Source organism: uncultured Helcococcus sp., assembly GCF_946998255.1.
Lineage (GTDB): Bacteria > Bacillota > Clostridia > Tissierellales > Peptoniphilaceae > Helcococcus.
In genome coordinates, this window is the sequence record NZ_CAMPYN010000014.1 from 11,973 (window position 1) to 27,211 (window position 15,239).

14 protein-coding genes and 1 tRNA gene are annotated in these 15,239 nt (G+C 30.5%); 4 read left to right on the plus strand and 11 right to left on the minus strand.

Annotation, left to right across the window (positions count from 1 at the left end; all coding sequences use genetic code 11):
• Positions 1-75 precede the first annotated feature (75 nt).
• Positions 76-1,365 (minus strand): hemolysin family protein, encoded by a 1,290-nt coding sequence (locus Q0U66_RS02230; RefSeq protein WP_297377044.1) that lies wholly within the window; start codon positions 1,363-1,365, stop codon positions 76-78.
• 131 nt (positions 1,366-1,496) lie between these two features.
• Here Q0U66_RS02230 and Q0U66_RS02235 point away from each other — a divergent pair, with 131 nt between their 5' ends.
• Positions 1,497-1,997: a dihydrofolate reductase gene (locus Q0U66_RS02235; RefSeq protein ID WP_297377046.1), complete on the plus strand. Its 501-nt coding sequence runs from the start codon at positions 1,497-1,499 to the stop codon at positions 1,995-1,997.
• Between the two features lie 36 nt (positions 1,998-2,033).
• Here the strand turns inward: Q0U66_RS02235 and nox are convergent, their stop codons facing one another.
• From nox to Q0U66_RS02255, 4 genes are all read right to left on the minus strand, one after another.
• Positions 2,034-3,371 carry a H2O-forming NADH oxidase gene (gene nox, locus Q0U66_RS02240; RefSeq protein ID WP_297377048.1) on the minus strand — a complete coding sequence of 446 codons (1,338 nt, stop codon included), beginning with the start codon at positions 3,369-3,371 and terminating at the stop codon, positions 2,034-2,036.
• Positions 3,372-3,451: 80 nt separating this feature from the next.
• Positions 3,452-4,426: an alpha/beta hydrolase gene (locus tag Q0U66_RS02245; RefSeq protein WP_297377050.1), complete on the minus strand. Its 975-nt coding sequence runs from the start codon at positions 4,424-4,426 to the stop codon at positions 3,452-3,454.
• A gap of 107 nt (positions 4,427-4,533) precedes the next feature.
• Positions 4,534-5,502, minus strand: a complete 969-nt coding sequence (locus Q0U66_RS02250; protein ID WP_297377052.1) for a tagatose 1,6-diphosphate aldolase — start codon at positions 5,500-5,502, stop codon at positions 4,534-4,536.
• Positions 5,503-5,800: 298 nt separating this feature from the next.
• Positions 5,801-5,877: transfer RNA gene (locus Q0U66_RS02255), tRNA-Arg, on the minus strand.
• A gap of 140 nt (positions 5,878-6,017) precedes the next feature.
• Between Q0U66_RS02255 and Q0U66_RS02260 the strand changes: the two genes are divergently transcribed.
• The gene (locus tag Q0U66_RS02260) at positions 6,018-6,356 is read left to right on the plus strand and encodes a zinc ribbon domain-containing protein YjdM (protein ID WP_297377054.1); all 339 of its coding nucleotides are present in this window, start codon (positions 6,018-6,020) and stop codon (positions 6,354-6,356) included.
• Between the two features lie 28 nt (positions 6,357-6,384).
• On the opposite strand, the gene Q0U66_RS02265 is transcribed toward Q0U66_RS02260, so the two are convergent.
• The 5 genes from Q0U66_RS02265 to trkA are packed head-to-tail and all read right to left on the minus strand — an operon-like array spanning position 6,385 to position 11,470.
• Positions 6,385-7,014, minus strand: coding sequence for an HAD-IA family hydrolase (locus Q0U66_RS02265; RefSeq protein WP_297377056.1), 630 nt, complete (start codon positions 7,012-7,014; stop codon positions 6,385-6,387).
• A 27-nt stretch (positions 7,015-7,041) separates the two neighbouring features.
• Positions 7,042-7,353 carry a hypothetical protein gene (locus Q0U66_RS02270; RefSeq protein ID WP_297377058.1) on the minus strand — a complete coding sequence of 104 codons (312 nt, stop codon included), beginning with the start codon at positions 7,351-7,353 and terminating at the stop codon, positions 7,042-7,044.
• Positions 7,350-8,672 (minus strand): 23S rRNA (uracil(1939)-C(5))-methyltransferase RlmD, encoded by a 1,323-nt coding sequence (rlmD, locus tag Q0U66_RS02275; RefSeq protein ID WP_297377060.1) that lies wholly within the window; start codon positions 8,670-8,672, stop codon positions 7,350-7,352. The genes Q0U66_RS02270 and rlmD overlap by 4 nt, the downstream gene beginning before the upstream one ends.
• Positions 8,673-10,118 carry a TrkH family potassium uptake protein gene (locus Q0U66_RS02280; RefSeq protein ID WP_297377062.1) on the minus strand — a complete coding sequence of 482 codons (1,446 nt, stop codon included), beginning with the start codon at positions 10,116-10,118 and terminating at the stop codon, positions 8,673-8,675.
• The gene (gene trkA, locus Q0U66_RS02285) at positions 10,115-11,470 is read right to left on the minus strand and encodes a Trk system potassium transporter TrkA (protein WP_297377064.1); all 1,356 of its coding nucleotides are present in this window, start codon (positions 11,468-11,470) and stop codon (positions 10,115-10,117) included. The genes Q0U66_RS02280 and trkA overlap by 4 nt, the downstream gene beginning before the upstream one ends.
• A gap of 97 nt (positions 11,471-11,567) precedes the next feature.
• On the opposite strand from trkA, the gene Q0U66_RS02290 reads away from it, so the two are divergent.
• Together Q0U66_RS02290 and Q0U66_RS02295 are read left to right on the plus strand one after the other, a co-directional pair.
• The gene (locus Q0U66_RS02290; protein ID WP_297377066.1) at positions 11,568-12,683 is read left to right on the plus strand and encodes a hypothetical protein; all 1,116 of its coding nucleotides are present in this window, start codon (positions 11,568-11,570) and stop codon (positions 12,681-12,683) included.
• Positions 12,684-12,884: 201 nt separating this feature from the next.
• The gene (locus Q0U66_RS02295) at positions 12,885-14,072 is read left to right on the plus strand and encodes a G5 domain-containing protein (protein ID WP_297377068.1); all 1,188 of its coding nucleotides are present in this window, start codon (positions 12,885-12,887) and stop codon (positions 14,070-14,072) included.
• 53 nt (positions 14,073-14,125) lie between these two features.
• Here Q0U66_RS02295 and fni read toward each other — a convergent pair whose 3' ends face one another.
• Positions 14,126-15,178, minus strand: coding sequence for a type 2 isopentenyl-diphosphate Delta-isomerase (gene fni / locus Q0U66_RS02300; protein ID WP_297377070.1), 1,053 nt, complete (start codon positions 15,176-15,178; stop codon positions 14,126-14,128).
• Between the last annotated feature and the right edge of the window lie 61 nt (positions 15,179-15,239).

Below are 15,239 nucleotides of genomic sequence, written 5' to 3' on the forward strand. Positions count from 1 at the left end.
TATATATAATAATATCATAAGTAAAACATATTTATATATTATAAACTTCCACAAAAAAACTAGAAAGTAAACTTTCTAGTTTTTCTGATTCTTAATTGCCTTAACCAAGAATTTTTCTATCCTATTATTTTCTACTTCCTTAACTATAAACAAATAATTTTCATAGCTAAAAGAATCATTTTTTTGAGGTATCTTATCTAAAATTTCAATAGCAAAACCTGATAAAGTATTTGAGTGAAATTCATCATGATCTTCAAGCTTTAAAAATTCAAAGGCATCATCTAAATCTGTCATACCAGACATCTCTATGTATCCCTTTTTCACTGAAATCTTAGCTTCACTATCCTCGTCATCTGTTTCATCCCATATTTCACCTACCAATTCTTCGAGTAGGTCTTCCATGGTTATAATACCTTCAAAACCACCATGTTCATCTATGATAGCTGACATATGAACTTTTGCTTTTTGCATCATTTTAAGAGCTTCAGATAGTTTCAAGGTACCAGGTATGTATAAGATATCAGTAATAATATCTCTGATTTTAAGGTCATGATTTCCTCTTAATTTCATCCTTAAATATTTATTAAAGTCTTTTTCATGAATTTGACCTATAACCTTGTCAATAGTTTCTTCATATACTATCAGTCTAGAATATGAATATTCATCAAATAAGGCCTCTATTTCATCTTCATCTTCGTCTATATCAATAGCTATAACATCAACTCTTGGTGTGATGATATTTTCTACATTTTCATCATCAAAGTCCATAGCCTTTGTAACAAGAGTATGTTCATCATCTTCAATTGATCCCTCTTCCTTGGCTACATCTATATATTGTTGCAAGATATCTTCCGATACTTCAGCCTCTTCCTTGTTAGGTATGATTTTCTTTAGAGAATTTTGCAAAGCTCTCATTAGCAACACTAAAGGATATAAAAGCTTCATAGCAAAATTTAAAACTGGTGTAAATTTTAAAGCCACATCTTCTGGCATTATCTTAGCAACAAGTTTTGGTGAAACTTCAGAAAAAATCAAAAGAAGTATAGTTGTAACAATTGTAGATATCAAGGCCCCATAAAGCGGAAATATATTTACAAAAAATACTGTTGCAACCGCTGAAGCTGTAATATTTACAAGATTATTTCCTATCAATATTGTAGATAAAAGGTCATCATATCTATCATGTAATTTCAATGTATTTTTTGCTTTTTTATCACCTTGCTTCACTAAAACATCTAATTTAGCACGCTTAAGTGAGGTAAAGGCTGTTTCAGATGATGAAAAAAATGCTGACATCAATACGCTAGCAAAAAATATTAATATATAAATTATCTGGTCTGAGTCCATTAATCCTCTGTCCTCCATATTTCAAAGTCTTATAACAATAATACCACTATTTATGAATAATATAAAGCTAGAAATATTTTGATATCAACTCTTTTGGGTATATTTGTTACATGAATAAAATTTTCAAGAAATAAGTATAGGGGGAATGAATGTATAACAATATTTATATGATAGTTGCGGCAACTGAAAAAACTAGAGCGATAGGAATTGATGGACAAATGCTCTACCACTTACCCGAAGACTTAAAATATTTTAAAGATACAACAGATGGTCATACTATAGTTTGCGGTAGAAGGACCTACCATACTTTTAATAAAAAACCTCTTCCAAATAGAAAAAATATTGTACTAACTAGGTCGAATGAAAAATTTGAAAATGCCTATACTATGAATTCAAAGGAAGAAGTTTTGAACTATGCTAAAAACCACCAAAAAGAATTAATTTTTATAGTAGGTGGCGACAATGTCTATAGCCAATTTATAAACCACGCCAAGAGACTTTATGTAACTGAAATTAAAGAAAATTCTCCTGTAAAAGCAAATAGCTTTTTCCCTAGGTTTGATAAAAATGACTATACAATCATATCTGAAAGTGATACTTATCAAAATAATAATATAAAATACAGATATGTAGTTTATGAGAAAAAATAAAACAAGTAGGAAAAATCCTACTTGTTTTTTCTTCTATTATTCTGCTGATATTGCAGCCATTGTAATGTAATTGTATGGTTGGTTGAAGTGTGGTAAGAAGAATAAATCAGTTAAAGCTAATTTATCTATTGTTACCTTTTCTTGGATAGCTAATGAGAATAAGTGAATACCCATTGACATATCATATTCTGATGCCATTTGAGCACCTAAGATAACTCTTGTCTTCTTGTCATAAACTATTCTGATTTTTACTGTTGGATTTGTTGTTTCAATAAATCCTGGTTTTTGTGTATCTTCAAAGTCTGTGTGTCCAACTTCAATACCTAAAGCTGCTGCTTTTTTAAGAGTAATACCTGTTGAAACCATATTTAATCCGTAGATTGAAATACCATTTGAACCTTGTACACCATTTGATTCTAATTCTACACCCGTAGCATTGCTACCACCTACGATACCACTTCTTGCAGCATTTGATGCAAGAGCAATGTAGTTTGGAGCATCAATTGTATTGTCATAAACTGTAGCACAGTCACCAATAGCGTAAACGTCTTTAATGCTTGTTTCTTGTTTCTTATTTACTAGGTAAGCACCATTTCTAAATGTTTCTAATTGATCTTTACCTATTACTGTATTTGGCTTAAATCCAATACATAAGACAACTAAATCAGTATCGATTTCTTTTTCATTTGTAACTATTGATGTAACTTTACCATTTTCACCTTTAATTTCTTGTACTGATTGTCCTAATTCAAGATTTATATTGTGTTTAGATAAGTTTTCTTTCATTAAATCTGTAAATTCTTCATCATAATAAGTTGATAATACAGTGTCAGCCATATCTACTAAAGTGGTATTTTTACCATGTCTTTCAAAGGCTTCTGCTAATTCAACACCTATATAACCTGCACCAACAACTGTAACATTTTTCACGTCTTTATCTTTTATTTTTTCAATTACAGCTTGGGCATCTTGATATAACTTAACTTGCATTACATTTTCTAATTCATGTCCTGGAATATTTGGAATTATTGGTTCTGAACCTGTTGATAAAATTATTTTATCGTATGTATCAACAATTTCTTCGCCATCTTTAGTTTTCGCATAAATCTTTTTGTTTTCGAAATCTACTCTTTCAACTGCTGTTTCCATATAGACTTTTGCACCCTTGGATTCGAATTCTTCCTTGCTTGCGTAGAAAAGTCCATCTGGTTTAGAAATTTGATTTCCTATCCATAATGCCATACCACAACCTAAGAATGAAATATTGCTATTTCTATCATAAATAACTACTTCGTGGCCTGCATTTTTATTTAATATAGTCCTAACTGCTGCTGTACCTGCATGGTTAGCACCTACTACAACTATTTTGCTCATTATATTCTCCCTTTATATAATTAATTTGTAAATACCTTTACCTATCTATTATAAACCTTTTCACAAACATAGCAAGCTTTTTAAAACTTAAGCCATGCTACTATTTCTTCTAGATATAAGTCATCTGAAAAACCATGGTCTTGATCAGGAATAAATATCCTAGTCATATTCACACCCTGGTCTTTAGCTGCTTTGATATAGTCTTCTACCGACTCTTGTGGAATGGTATGGTCCTTATTTGAATAAGCTATAAATTGCCATACATAGGTATTGCTTATATGCTCTTTTAAATCCAAGTCTTTTAATACACTCGCTCTCTTTTCTGGACTATCAATTTTTTCTTTTTCCAATATAGATGAAAGCATTGGTAAATGGTAATTGAAAGTCAATTGAGGATAAATAAATGCAGCCTTATTTACTGAATCATCTACTCCATCAATTTCATCAATTTTATAGTCAGTAGGAAAATTATTTTTACCCATGTATTGATTTACAAAGGCTCCTACTGCATAAGCTCCTGCAGAAAAACCCATCAAATATACCTTATCTTCATCAATACCATATTCATCCTTGTGGTATCTTAAAAATCTTACAGCCCTTTGGGTATCTAGCATTGGTATAGAAAACTTATATGGATTTGTCCTATAGTGAAGTAAGAATGCTGATATCCCAGCCTTATTAAGTCTAGAAGCTATAGCCTTCCCTCCTGAAACAGACCCGTCAATAGTCTTATAGGCAAAGCCTCCACCAGATAAGACTATAACAGCTTCTTTTGAGCCTTCAACTGGATAAGGAATAAGATAAGGAATATCTGTGAATTCTTCATTTTCATAGCCACCCTTTATTTCATGTAAGTAGGTGAAGGTATCCCCTAGCCTTGAAATATCAACATATTCTGTATTGGTTATCGCCCTAGCATATTGGACTGTTGCATCATACCTATTGTATGAATAATCTATATCCATATAGTCTAGTTTGGATTTTTCAGAATAGCCTGCTGGTTTTTCCCATATATCTATTTTTTTATCTATATCTACAGTTTGTATTGTTTTCATCTATTCCCTTTCTAACTTATAATGTGATAATCATATATAAATTATAACATTCTTAAGTTAAAAAACTGCCACAAAATATAAAGATTTTGTGGCAGGCTCTTATTTAATTATTTTTCTAATCTACTTGTCCAAGGTGTTGAAACTTCTTCTATTACTTTGTTTAAGCTTAAAATATTTTCTTTACCTTGTGTTTGTAGCCATTCTAAACCTTTTTCTTGGTCTTCAATAAAGATGTCTACGCCATCTTTCCATGTAGCTCTACCACATAATACCCCGTGGAATTCTGCTCCAGCGTCTTTAGCAAATCTCAATGTTTCTGTAAACATATCCATTGGAACACCTGCTGATAAGAAGATATATGGTAGGTGACTTGCATTTGTTTGGTCTAAGAATGCTTGTTTAGCTTCTTCCTTGCTCGTTACAAATTCACCATCTGTGAATCCTTCTGTATAGTAAGGATCTATAGGAACTTCCATTTTCAATACGTCAATCTTGTATTGTGGTTTTGAAAATTCTCTCATTGCTTCATTTACTTTTCTAGCCTTAACTTTAGCAAATTCTTTTTTGTCAGTAATCTTGTTGTCATAGGTTAAAATTTCTAAGAAGTATGGAATATCTTGGGCATCACATTCGTCCCCAACTCTTTCTACTGCTGCCTTTTTGATGTCATTGTTTTTATCACAGTCATCCACATCATAGTATAAAAGAATTTTAACAGCATCAGCTCCCATTTCTTTGATTCTACGTACTGATAGACCTTCGATTAAGTCCAATCTTCTGTGGTCATCTCTAAAACCTGTTACTTCATATGACATTAAAAGTCCTGCATCCTTGTCAATATGGTCAATAGCTTCTAAACCATAAATTGGGTCTAAAAGGATTGATGAAGCATACTTGGTTAACTCTTCAGCAACCAAAGCCTTATATCTACTAATAGCCTTTGCTTGGTCTTCACCTTGTAATTTTGAAAACATCTTTTCCATTGATCCTCTTTGGTCAATAGCTAAAGCTGCAATCACATTATTTTTATCTGATAATTGTTCTAGGTGTGCAAATTTCTTTTCTGAAATTTTCATAAGTCCTCCTATATTTTACAAATGAGAAATTTCTAACTTATCATTACCATTATATTATATTTGATTTTCTTTTGCTAGTATTTTGGAATTTATATTGTTTTGTTTATTTTATAAGTTTTGACAAAGTTATTTAGATTCAGTATAGTAAAGGTGAAAATAAAGGTGATTGTGGCCTCAATCAAATGCCAATGGGAGTAATCTCTATGGACTGGGGTGCGGTCGCCTTTATTTTCTTTTGTTTTAAATAAATAAAAAAGGTTGAAAACCAGCTAAACAACTAATCTACAACCTTTCCTTATGGCGTCCACGAGAGGATTCGAACCTCCGGCACCCGCCTTAGGAGGGCGGTGCTCTATCCAGCTGAGCTACGTGGACATATTAATTTTTGACTAAAACTAGTTTATCATATTTGGAATAATTCTAAAAATTTTTTTAAGAAATGGGGTAATAAGCGACTTAGTAATAAACTTTTTATATGGTATACTAGGATTGATTATATTTATGAGGAGATTTATATGTCATTACCAAATTGCCCTAAATGTGGGGAATCATATACTTATGAAGATGGCCACTTATATGTTTGTCCTATGTGCTTTTATGAATGGACTGAAGAATCACTAAAAGCTGAAGAAGAAGCTTCTATCTTAAGAGATTCTGTAGGAAATGAAATTTATGAAGGCGCTGACGCTACTATAATTCAGGATTTGAAACTTAGTTCAGATACTATTAAAAGAGGAGCTAAGGTTAAAGGAATTCAAATTTTAGACAAAGAAGTTAATGGTCATGATATCCAAGGTAAAATTGAAGGCTTTGGAAACTTACTATTAAAGTCTTCTGTTATTAAAGTTAGATAAAATAAAACAGGCTCACACGTAGCCTGTTTTACTCATCATACTTCAATATATCCTTAAGCTTGAATACCAATATATCTTCTTGTCCTCTGGATTCTAGAAAACTTTCTTCTGCTATATAAAATATAGCCTTTATTCCTGCATTTTTAGCACATTCTACATCTAGGTGTCTGTCACCTACATAGTAAGTTTGACTTTTATCCATGTCATATTTATCTATTAAATAAGTCAAAGCCTCTGGATCAGGTTTTCTTTCGAATCCGTCCTCAGCGGTAATTATTTCTTCGAAAAATTTATCCATTCCCAACTTTTTCAATAAGGGATAGCTTGTATCTCCCCTGTGGGTGTAGACATAATGCTTGGCACCTCTATTTGCTAGTTCTTCTAAAACTTCATAGGCACCATTTATACTGGTTAAATCTTTTTCTATTTCTTTTCTTATCTCTGAATATCTAGACTTTAATTCTTTATATGGCTTATTTGTAAGTTCAGATAGTTTTTCTATATATGAAGTTACTGAATCTCCAACCACTTGCTTATATATTTCATCTTTTGAAAACTCAAATCCATTTTCTTTTGCTAGTATATAAGCTGTTTCTACTATACCCCTATAGGAATCAAAAAGCGTACCATCTAAGTCCCAGATGTAGTTTTTTGCCATCATAAAACTCCTAAAATTTAAAACTATTTATTTGTATTTATCAAATAATATTAATGTACCTTCACTATATAAATGATTATTGATAATTTCTTTTAATTTTTTATCTCTAATTAATATTTCATCAAGCTTATTTATTAGCTCATCTATATCTTTACCATCGGCTAATTCTTTTGTGAAGTTTTCTTCACCTGTTACTGCAAGATACCATTTTCTAGAAAATAAGGTTATGTTATATAAACTATTTTTATATATAAACTGGATATCATTAGACTTTCTGATAGTTTCGATTACTTTATCATAAGTTATTACTTTATCATAAGTTATTACTTCTTTATTCATCTACTCACCTTCCTTTTCATTCTTATTAAAGTCTCTATTTCTAATGTGTTTACAAATTGATCATAAGCTATGATGTCAGTTAATTTATACCCATATTCTTTAAATCTCTTTATATCTCTAGCTAAACTAGCTGGATTGCAAGAAATATAAATAATATTTTCTATATTTGAACCACCAATTTTAGAAATTATATTTCCATCTAGTCCTCTTCTTGGTGGGTCAAATAAAACTGTAGTATTTTCCTGGTTTAATTTAAGGTCTTCTATAGCTTTTTCAGCAGCTTTATTTATAAATTCAATATTATCAACCTTATTTATTGCTGCATTTTCCTTAGCATCTTGAACTGCATCATTGTTGATTTCTACAGACATTATCTTTTCAACCTGGTCAGCAAAAAGAATAGAAGTAGTAGAAATTCCACTATACAGGTCTAGAAGTATTTGGGGTTTGATATTTTTCAAGTATTCCTTGGCTTGCATATAAATATCATAGGAAACATTCTTGTTGACTTGCATAAAGGCCTTGGCTGAAATATTAAAGGTCTTATCTCCCAATTGCTCTTGTATCTTTTCAGCACCAAAAACATGCTGTAAATCTTGCATCTTATAGTTTCTAGATTTGGTGTTTTTGCTAATATAAAAAGAATTTATTTTTTCACTAGCTTCTAAATCTTTAGCAAGTTTTGAAAAGTCGAAGTCCTCATTATAGACCAAGATAAGCATAGTCTGTCCAAGAGAAGTTGACCTTATGATTATATTTTTTACAAGCCCCTTATTTGTCCTTGGATCATAGCCTTTTATATCGTGCCTTTTCAATAAATCTTTTAATAAAAGAACAATATCATTTATCTCTTTGGTGTTCATTAAGCACTGGTTGATTTTTACATGATCATTTGTAGACCTGGAAAAATATGATAAGTCCCCATTTGGATTAACTTTTATTTCTAATTTGTTTCTGTAGCCTTGCTTTTTATCAGCTTCTACAAACTTTATATCTTCTAAATTTTCACCAGCTATCCTATTTATCTGATTTATAAGCTTGTCTTTCTTAAATTCTATCTGTTTGTCATAAGAAATATCATATAATTCATAGACACCACAGAGATTTTCTTCTCCCACATTATCAGAGGTTAAATATGGAGATTCTTCTACTAGCTCTTTAATAATAGCTTCACAAAAACTTTTCTTTTCTTTTACAATTTCCACAGCAACTATTTGGCCAAGCTTAGCTTGGTCTACAAAATAAACCAAACCATCTTTTTTTGCTACACCTCTGCCCTTGTCATCTAAATCAATTATATCTAAAACTATATTTTCCATTTATACCTTCTTCCATGTGTCCGGTGAAAATAAAATTATCATAGGAAATATTTCAAGTCTTCCTGCTATCATAGCAAAGGATAATAAGACCTTGTTAAAATTGGAAAGCATGGCAAAAGATGATGCAGGTCCAACTTGACCAAGTCCTGGTCCTACGTTGTTAAATGTTGTTGCTACAGCAGAAAAAGCTGATATAAAATCTTGTAAATCTATTGATACACTTAATAATAAAACAAAGAAAATTATAGCATATAAACTAAAGTAATTTATAAGGGTTCTTAAGTACTTATCTTCCACAACCTTACCATCGTATCTCATTTTCAATATCCTCTTAGGATTTCTTTGTTTCTTTACTTCCATCAAGGCATATTTGCTAGCCATTGATACTCTGATTACTTTCAATCCACCTGCTGTAGATCCAGCCATTCCACCTATAAACATTAGCGCCATTATTATTATTTGAGAAAATAAAGGCCAACTTGTATAGTCATTTGAAGAAAATCCTGTCGTGGATACGGTTGAAGATACTGTAAAGAATGAATGTCTTAAGGCTTTTAATACACCTAAATCTGAACTTATATTAATAGTTATAAGTAGAATAGCTGATACCACTATTCCTATAAACCATTTTAATTCTTCATTATCAAAAAAATTTTTAGCCTTACCAATTAAAAATAAGTGATAAAGAGAAAAGTTTATTGAAAAAGCTAGCATCCCAAGCCCTATTATCATTTCAATAAGGGCTGAGTTATAGTGTGCAACTGATCCATTTCTTATAGAAAATCCTCCAGTACCTGCTGTTTCAAGGGCATGAGTAATGGCATCAAATAATGGCATACCAGCTAATAACAAGGCAACAATCAGTATCGATGTAAGTAAAGCATATATGGTATAAAGTATCCTTGCTGAATCTTTCAACCTAGAAAGCAACTTACCAAAAATAGGTCCTGGTGATTCCGCCTTCATCAAATGGATGTCTTCCTTACTTACACTTGGTAATACGGCTAAGGCGAATACTAATACCCCCATACCACCTATAAATTGTTGCATGGCCTTCCATATAATGATTGATGGGCTTTGTACAGAAACATCAGCCAATACTGAAGCTCCTGTGGTTGTAAAGCCAGATGCTACCTCAAAGAAACTATCAATTAGAGAAGTAAATTGTCCCGACAAGTACAAGGGTAAGCCTCCAAAAAATGACATTAGAGTCCAGGTACCTGTTACAATTACAAAACCTTCACTGGCAAATAGTTTTTTTGAATCTACTTTTATAAATTGCAAGGGTAAATTTATTATTAATAATATAAGTATGGTCCATACAAAAGCCATTTTTTCAGTTGAACTTTCTTTATATAAAAATGCTGTTAATAAAGGTACTAGCATCAATAAAGCTTCAACTAATAGCAATCTTGAGATGGTCTTAATTACTTTTTTTATATTCATAGTAAAATCTCATCCAATTCATTTAATCCTTCATTTTGAGTAACTAATATTACCCTATCATTTACTTCTATTGTATCTTCCCCACTTGGGAATAGTACTTCATTATTTCTTTTTATAAAGGCTAAAAGATTTCCATTTTTGATAGGTAAATCTTTTAGTTTAATACCTGTAACCTTAGAAGTTTCCTTAACGATAAATTCTAAAGCTTCAACTTGGTCATTGGCCATTTTATATAAGGCCTCTACATTGGACCCTTGAGAATTTTCTAAGGCTCTAATTTTTTGTAATATCTTATCAGCTGTTATCCTCTTTGGAGTTACAATTGACTGGAGACCAATCAAGTCTCCTAAGTCATTTAATTCTGTCCTAGATATTTTTGTTAAAGTCTTTCCAATATTGTATTTTTGAGCTACCATTGAAACAATCATGTTTTCTTCATCTATTCCTGTAAGTGCAAATAAGGCATCATATTGGTCAGCCCTTTGTTCTTTAAGTGTTTTAGATGATGTACCGTCATCATTTATAACTTCAACTTTTGGGAAATTTAAACTAATATATTCAGCCTTTTCCCTATCTTTTTCTATTAATTTTATTTTTATATTAGTATCATTAAGCACTTTTAATATATATCTAGATAACAAGCCTCCACCAATAATAAAAATTGATTTGATGGCTTTTGTAGTTTGTTTATTTTCTAAAAACAACTTAGAAAGTTCTTCTATTGGGCCAATTACAAATAAGTGGTCTCCCGATTTAATTGCATAATCACCATTTGGTATAAATACTTTGTCGCCATCTGCTACTGCACATACAAGTATATTTTTATATAAGTTCCTAAATTGTATAAGCATTTTTCCAACTAAATTAGAATCAGGAGATACTCTCATTTCTACAATAGGAGCTTCATCTTTACTTGTAAAAGATTCATAAGAAATAGCTTGTGGGAAAGTGATTAGCCTTCTAATATATTCTGCAGCTTCTAATTCAGGATTAACTATATAATTAATCCCTAGAGACCTTCTAACTGGTCCATTTAGATATATGTAATCTTCTTTTCTAGCCCTGGCTATAGTTGTCTCTGCCCCAATATTTTTAGCCAATACTGCGGCTATCAAATTAAGCTCATCATTGTCTGTTACTGCAATGAAAATATCTGCCTTTTCGACACCTGCCTCTACTTGTATTTCATAGGAAGAGCCATTCCCTACTACACCATTTATATCGTGTTCATTAAGCATTTCTTCTAAAAGATCTGAATTTATTTCTATTAATGTAATATTATGATTTTCATGACTTAAATCATGACATAGGACTTGACCAACTTTTCCAGCCCCTACGATAACTATATTCATCATATCCTCCTCAAAATATATAACTATCATAACATAATTAAAACATTTTTATCTTCTATATTATATAATGGTTATATAGAAAATTACGGAGGCAAACATGAATGATAAAAGACTCTTAATATTAAATATGTTAGATGAAGGGAAAATATCTAGCCAAGAAGCTTTAGAACTATTAGAAGCAATTAAAGATGATAAAGATAATAAAGATTTAAATAATGAAACAAAACAAGATTCATACCAAGAAGATACAACAGAAAAAAATACAGAAGAAAGGGAAGATACTTCTAATAGCTTTGTAAAAAAATCAGCCCAAGCCGTAGGAAATATTTTAGGAAAGTTAAATGTTTTTATGGATAACTTTCAAGATAAATTGGCAGAAGAATTCGAAAATGTTGAAGAAAATTTTATTGAAGAATCTGATGACGAATCTCCTATCCTAAATGAATCTTATACAATAGATGAAATAATTGATAATAAAAAAGACTTTGTAATAAATAACCCTTATGGACCTATCAACTTATATGGTCACGATGAAGACAATATTTTAATTAATATAGATCTTGCTTATAAAAAATCATATGAAAATAAAGTTAAAGACTTTTATAGCTATAAAAATACTAATAATAGCTTTGACCTTAGCTTCAAAAATAATATATCTTCCAATCATAAAAACTTTAAAATTAACTTGGATATTAGAATTCCTAAGAACTTGATAAATTCATTATTTGTGAAAAGTCTAAATGATGATATAAAAATTCATAATATAAATTCCAATGAATTAGAAGTTGAAAACATAAATGCCCTTATTGATATTAGTAATATCTCTAGTCATAAAATAGATATTAAATTATTAAATAGTTCTTATAAGCAAAGTAAAACTGCAACAAATGATTTAGCTATAAAGGCCTTAAACACAAACTTGGAACTTGATGAATTAAAGTCAGTTAATACAAAAATCACCAATCCTAACGGAAGTGTAGATATCAGTTCTATTAATTCAATGACTAAGACTTTATCTATTTCTGGTTTTAATTCCATGGTAAAAATTTCAAATATGGACCAAAGTCGTCCTATTATATTTGAGAACAAATCCATAAATTCACATAGTAAAATTGGTCCTAATCTAAATATTATTAAGAATTTTGATAGAGATAATTCGGACATTTTAATATTAAATATAAAGGCAAATAATGGTAAAATAGTAATTTGTTAACTAAATGTAATATTTGATGACAAGCTTTTCATAGCTTGTCTTTTTTTATTTGGCTATTTTTCAAGCTTTTAGAGGAGTTTAAATAATCAAAAATATGTATTTACAAAATTATTACTAATAGTTACAATTTGATTACAGAATTATTGACATTTCCTTTCAAAAACTCTAATATATAGGAAGTTAAGAAATTGGAGGAGATATATGTTTATTAAAAAGAACAAAACAATTATAACTACTTTTATAGCAGTTATAGCGTTTGTTTTCGCAAGTGGATTTGTTTTAGCTTCCATGCCAAAAACAATCACATTAAATATTAACAATGAAATTAAAGAAGTAAAAACTTCAAGTAAGACTGTTAGAGAAGCTTTATTAGAAGAAGGTTTAGACCTTGATAAATTAAAGGTTGAAAATAATTTAGATGATAAAGTTAGAAATGATTTAGAAATTATTGCAAATACTGAAAAAACAGTTAAGTTTACAAACAAGGGTACACTGACCCAAGTAAGCACTTATACAAATACTGTTGAAGACTTCCTAAAGGAACAAGGTATAGTTGCTGATAATCATGACTTAGTATCACCAAGTAAAACTTTCAAAATTATTGACGATTTGGCAGTTAAATATGATGATGTTGAAGTAGAAAAATATAACACAGAAGAAACTGTAGAATTTGAAGAAGAAAAAGAATATTCTTTCGATCTTGCCTATGGTGAAAGCCAAGTAAAAACAGAAGGTAAAGATGGTAAGCAATTAGTAAATAAAGAAAAGACTTCTATCAATGGAGAATTAGTTTCAGATAAAGAAGTTGATACTAAGATAATTGAAGAGCCAGTGAAACAAGTTACAGTTTACGGTTCAAAAGAAGTTGTAGAAAGATCAATTAACTTTGATACAGAAAAAAGAAACAATTCTTCTATGTATAAAGGTCAAACAAAAGTTATACAAAAAGGTTCAAATGGTCTTGTAAAAGAAATTTACGAAAACAAGGGTGAAGATAATAGAACACTTGTAAAAAAAGAAACTGTAAAAGATCCTGTAAAAAAGATAATTGAAGTTGGTACAAAAGCTAGACCTGTATCAAGCGGTCCTGCTAGTTCATCAGCTTTATATTCATTAAGACAATTCAAATTTAATGGTGTTGTAAGATGGGGTGGTTACAAATTTACATACTACTCACAATCAGTATTACCTGGTCGTGGATTAAGAATACCTGGTAGACACGTTAATGGTAATGGATATGTAGCTGATAGCAATGGATATATTGTTTTAGCAGCAGGATATGGAATACCAAAAGGAACAGTAATCAATACTCCATTTGGTGGTCAAGGAAAAGTTTACGACAGATGTGGAAACTGCTCACCAAATTGGTATGACGTATATGTTAAATAATTAAAATAATAAATTCCCTAGATCCAATATGGATTTAGGGAATTTTTATATACTTAAAATATATTTCTATTTGCTAATTTTTTACAGTCAATATTTCTTGCTTCACACCAGTCTTTAAGGTCAGATCCGACAATTATATCAGTCTTTCTTAATTCTTCAATATTTTTCGCACCTAATAAAGCCATAATTGACTTTAATTGATACTTCCATTCCTCTACTATTTGAATAGCCTCTTCTATGTCATACTTATCTACTAAATTTATAAACCTACCTGCCATAGCGACTGCAGATGCTCCCAATGATAAGGATTTAATGATATCCATTGAATTTCTAATACCAGCTGATGCTACTATTTGAACATCTGACAGATAATCTTGAGCTTCTAATAAGGAAGCTACTGTTGAATTTCCATAATTCAATAAGAAATCATACTTGTCTTTACTTCTCCTAGAGTTTTCTATTTGAGCAAAGTTGGTACCGCCAGTTCCAGATATGTCTATGGTCTTAGCTCCAATATCTATTAATTGTTTAATAGCCTTCTTAGACATACCAAATCCAACTTCTTTTACTATAACTGGCTTGCCTACTCCTTCGATTATTTCTTTAATATTATTAATCCAACCTCTGAAGTCTCTTTCCCCTTCAGGCATTACTATTTCTTGGGCAACATTGACATGGATTTGTATACCATCTGCTTCTATTATTTGAATAGCTTTCTTTGCATCTTCTAATTTTTTATCCGCCCCTAAATTTGCAAATATTTTACCTTGGGGATTTTCTTTCCTAGCTATTGTAAATGAATCTTCTAAACTTTCATCTTTTAAAGCTGCTGATAAAGATCCTACCCCCATAAAGGTATTAGTTTCTCTAGCTAATATGGCTAATTTTTGATTATATTTCTTTGTAAGTTCAGACCCTCCAGTCATACCATTTATATAAAAAGGATGGTCTAATTTTATACCTGCTATTTCAGTTGATAGGTCAACATCGTCTACATTGACTTCTGAAAAAACTTGGTGGACAAAAGAAAGTTTATCAAAATCTGAATATGTGTTTTCCTTATGATATTCTAAAGCTAATTTTAAGTGTTCATCTTTTCTATTCATTTTATTCCTCAAATATTTTTAAATCTAGGTTAATTATTCCTGCTTTTTCCCATTCTTCAAT

What these genes read in the sequence shown, in the direction of transcription:
- Q0U66_RS02295 (WP_297377068.1), top strand. Translation starts at nt 12,885, where the DNA reads ATGTTTATTAAAAAGAACAAAACAATTATAACTACTTTTATAGCAGTT.
- nox (WP_297377048.1), bottom strand. Translation starts at nt 3,371, where the DNA reads ATGAGCAAAATAGTTGTAGTAGGTGCTAACCATGCAGGTACAGCAGCA.
- fni (WP_297377070.1), bottom strand. Translation starts at nt 15,178, where the DNA reads ATGAATAGAAAAGATGAACACTTAAAATTAGCTTTAGAATATCATAAG.
- Q0U66_RS02290 (WP_297377066.1), top strand. Translation starts at nt 11,568, where the DNA reads ATGAATGATAAAAGACTCTTAATATTAAATATGTTAGATGAAGGGAAA.
- Q0U66_RS02250 (WP_297377052.1), bottom strand. Translation starts at nt 5,502, where the DNA reads ATGAAAATTTCAGAAAAGAAATTTGCACACCTAGAACAATTATCAGAT.
- Q0U66_RS02235 (WP_297377046.1), top strand. Translation starts at nt 1,497, where the DNA reads ATGTATAACAATATTTATATGATAGTTGCGGCAACTGAAAAAACTAGA.
- rlmD (WP_297377060.1), bottom strand. Translation starts at nt 8,672, where the DNA reads ATGGAAAATATAGTTTTAGATATAATTGATTTAGATGACAAGGGCAGA.
- trkA (WP_297377064.1), bottom strand. Translation starts at nt 11,470, where the DNA reads ATGAATATAGTTATCGTAGGGGCTGGAAAAGTTGGTCAAGTCCTATGT.
- Q0U66_RS02265 (WP_297377056.1), bottom strand. Translation starts at nt 7,014, where the DNA reads ATGGCAAAAAACTACATCTGGGACTTAGATGGTACGCTTTTTGATTCC.
- Q0U66_RS02245 (WP_297377050.1), bottom strand. Translation starts at nt 4,426, where the DNA reads ATGAAAACAATACAAACTGTAGATATAGATAAAAAAATAGATATATGG.
- Q0U66_RS02270 (WP_297377058.1), bottom strand. Translation starts at nt 7,353, where the DNA reads ATGAATAAAGAAGTAATAACTTATGATAAAGTAATAACTTATGATAAA.
- Q0U66_RS02280 (WP_297377062.1), bottom strand. Translation starts at nt 10,118, where the DNA reads ATGAATATAAAAAAAGTAATTAAGACCATCTCAAGATTGCTATTAGTT.
- Q0U66_RS02260 (WP_297377054.1), top strand. Translation starts at nt 6,018, where the DNA reads ATGTCATTACCAAATTGCCCTAAATGTGGGGAATCATATACTTATGAA.
- Q0U66_RS02230 (WP_297377044.1), bottom strand. Translation starts at nt 1,365, where the DNA reads ATGGAGGACAGAGGATTAATGGACTCAGACCAGATAATTTATATATTA.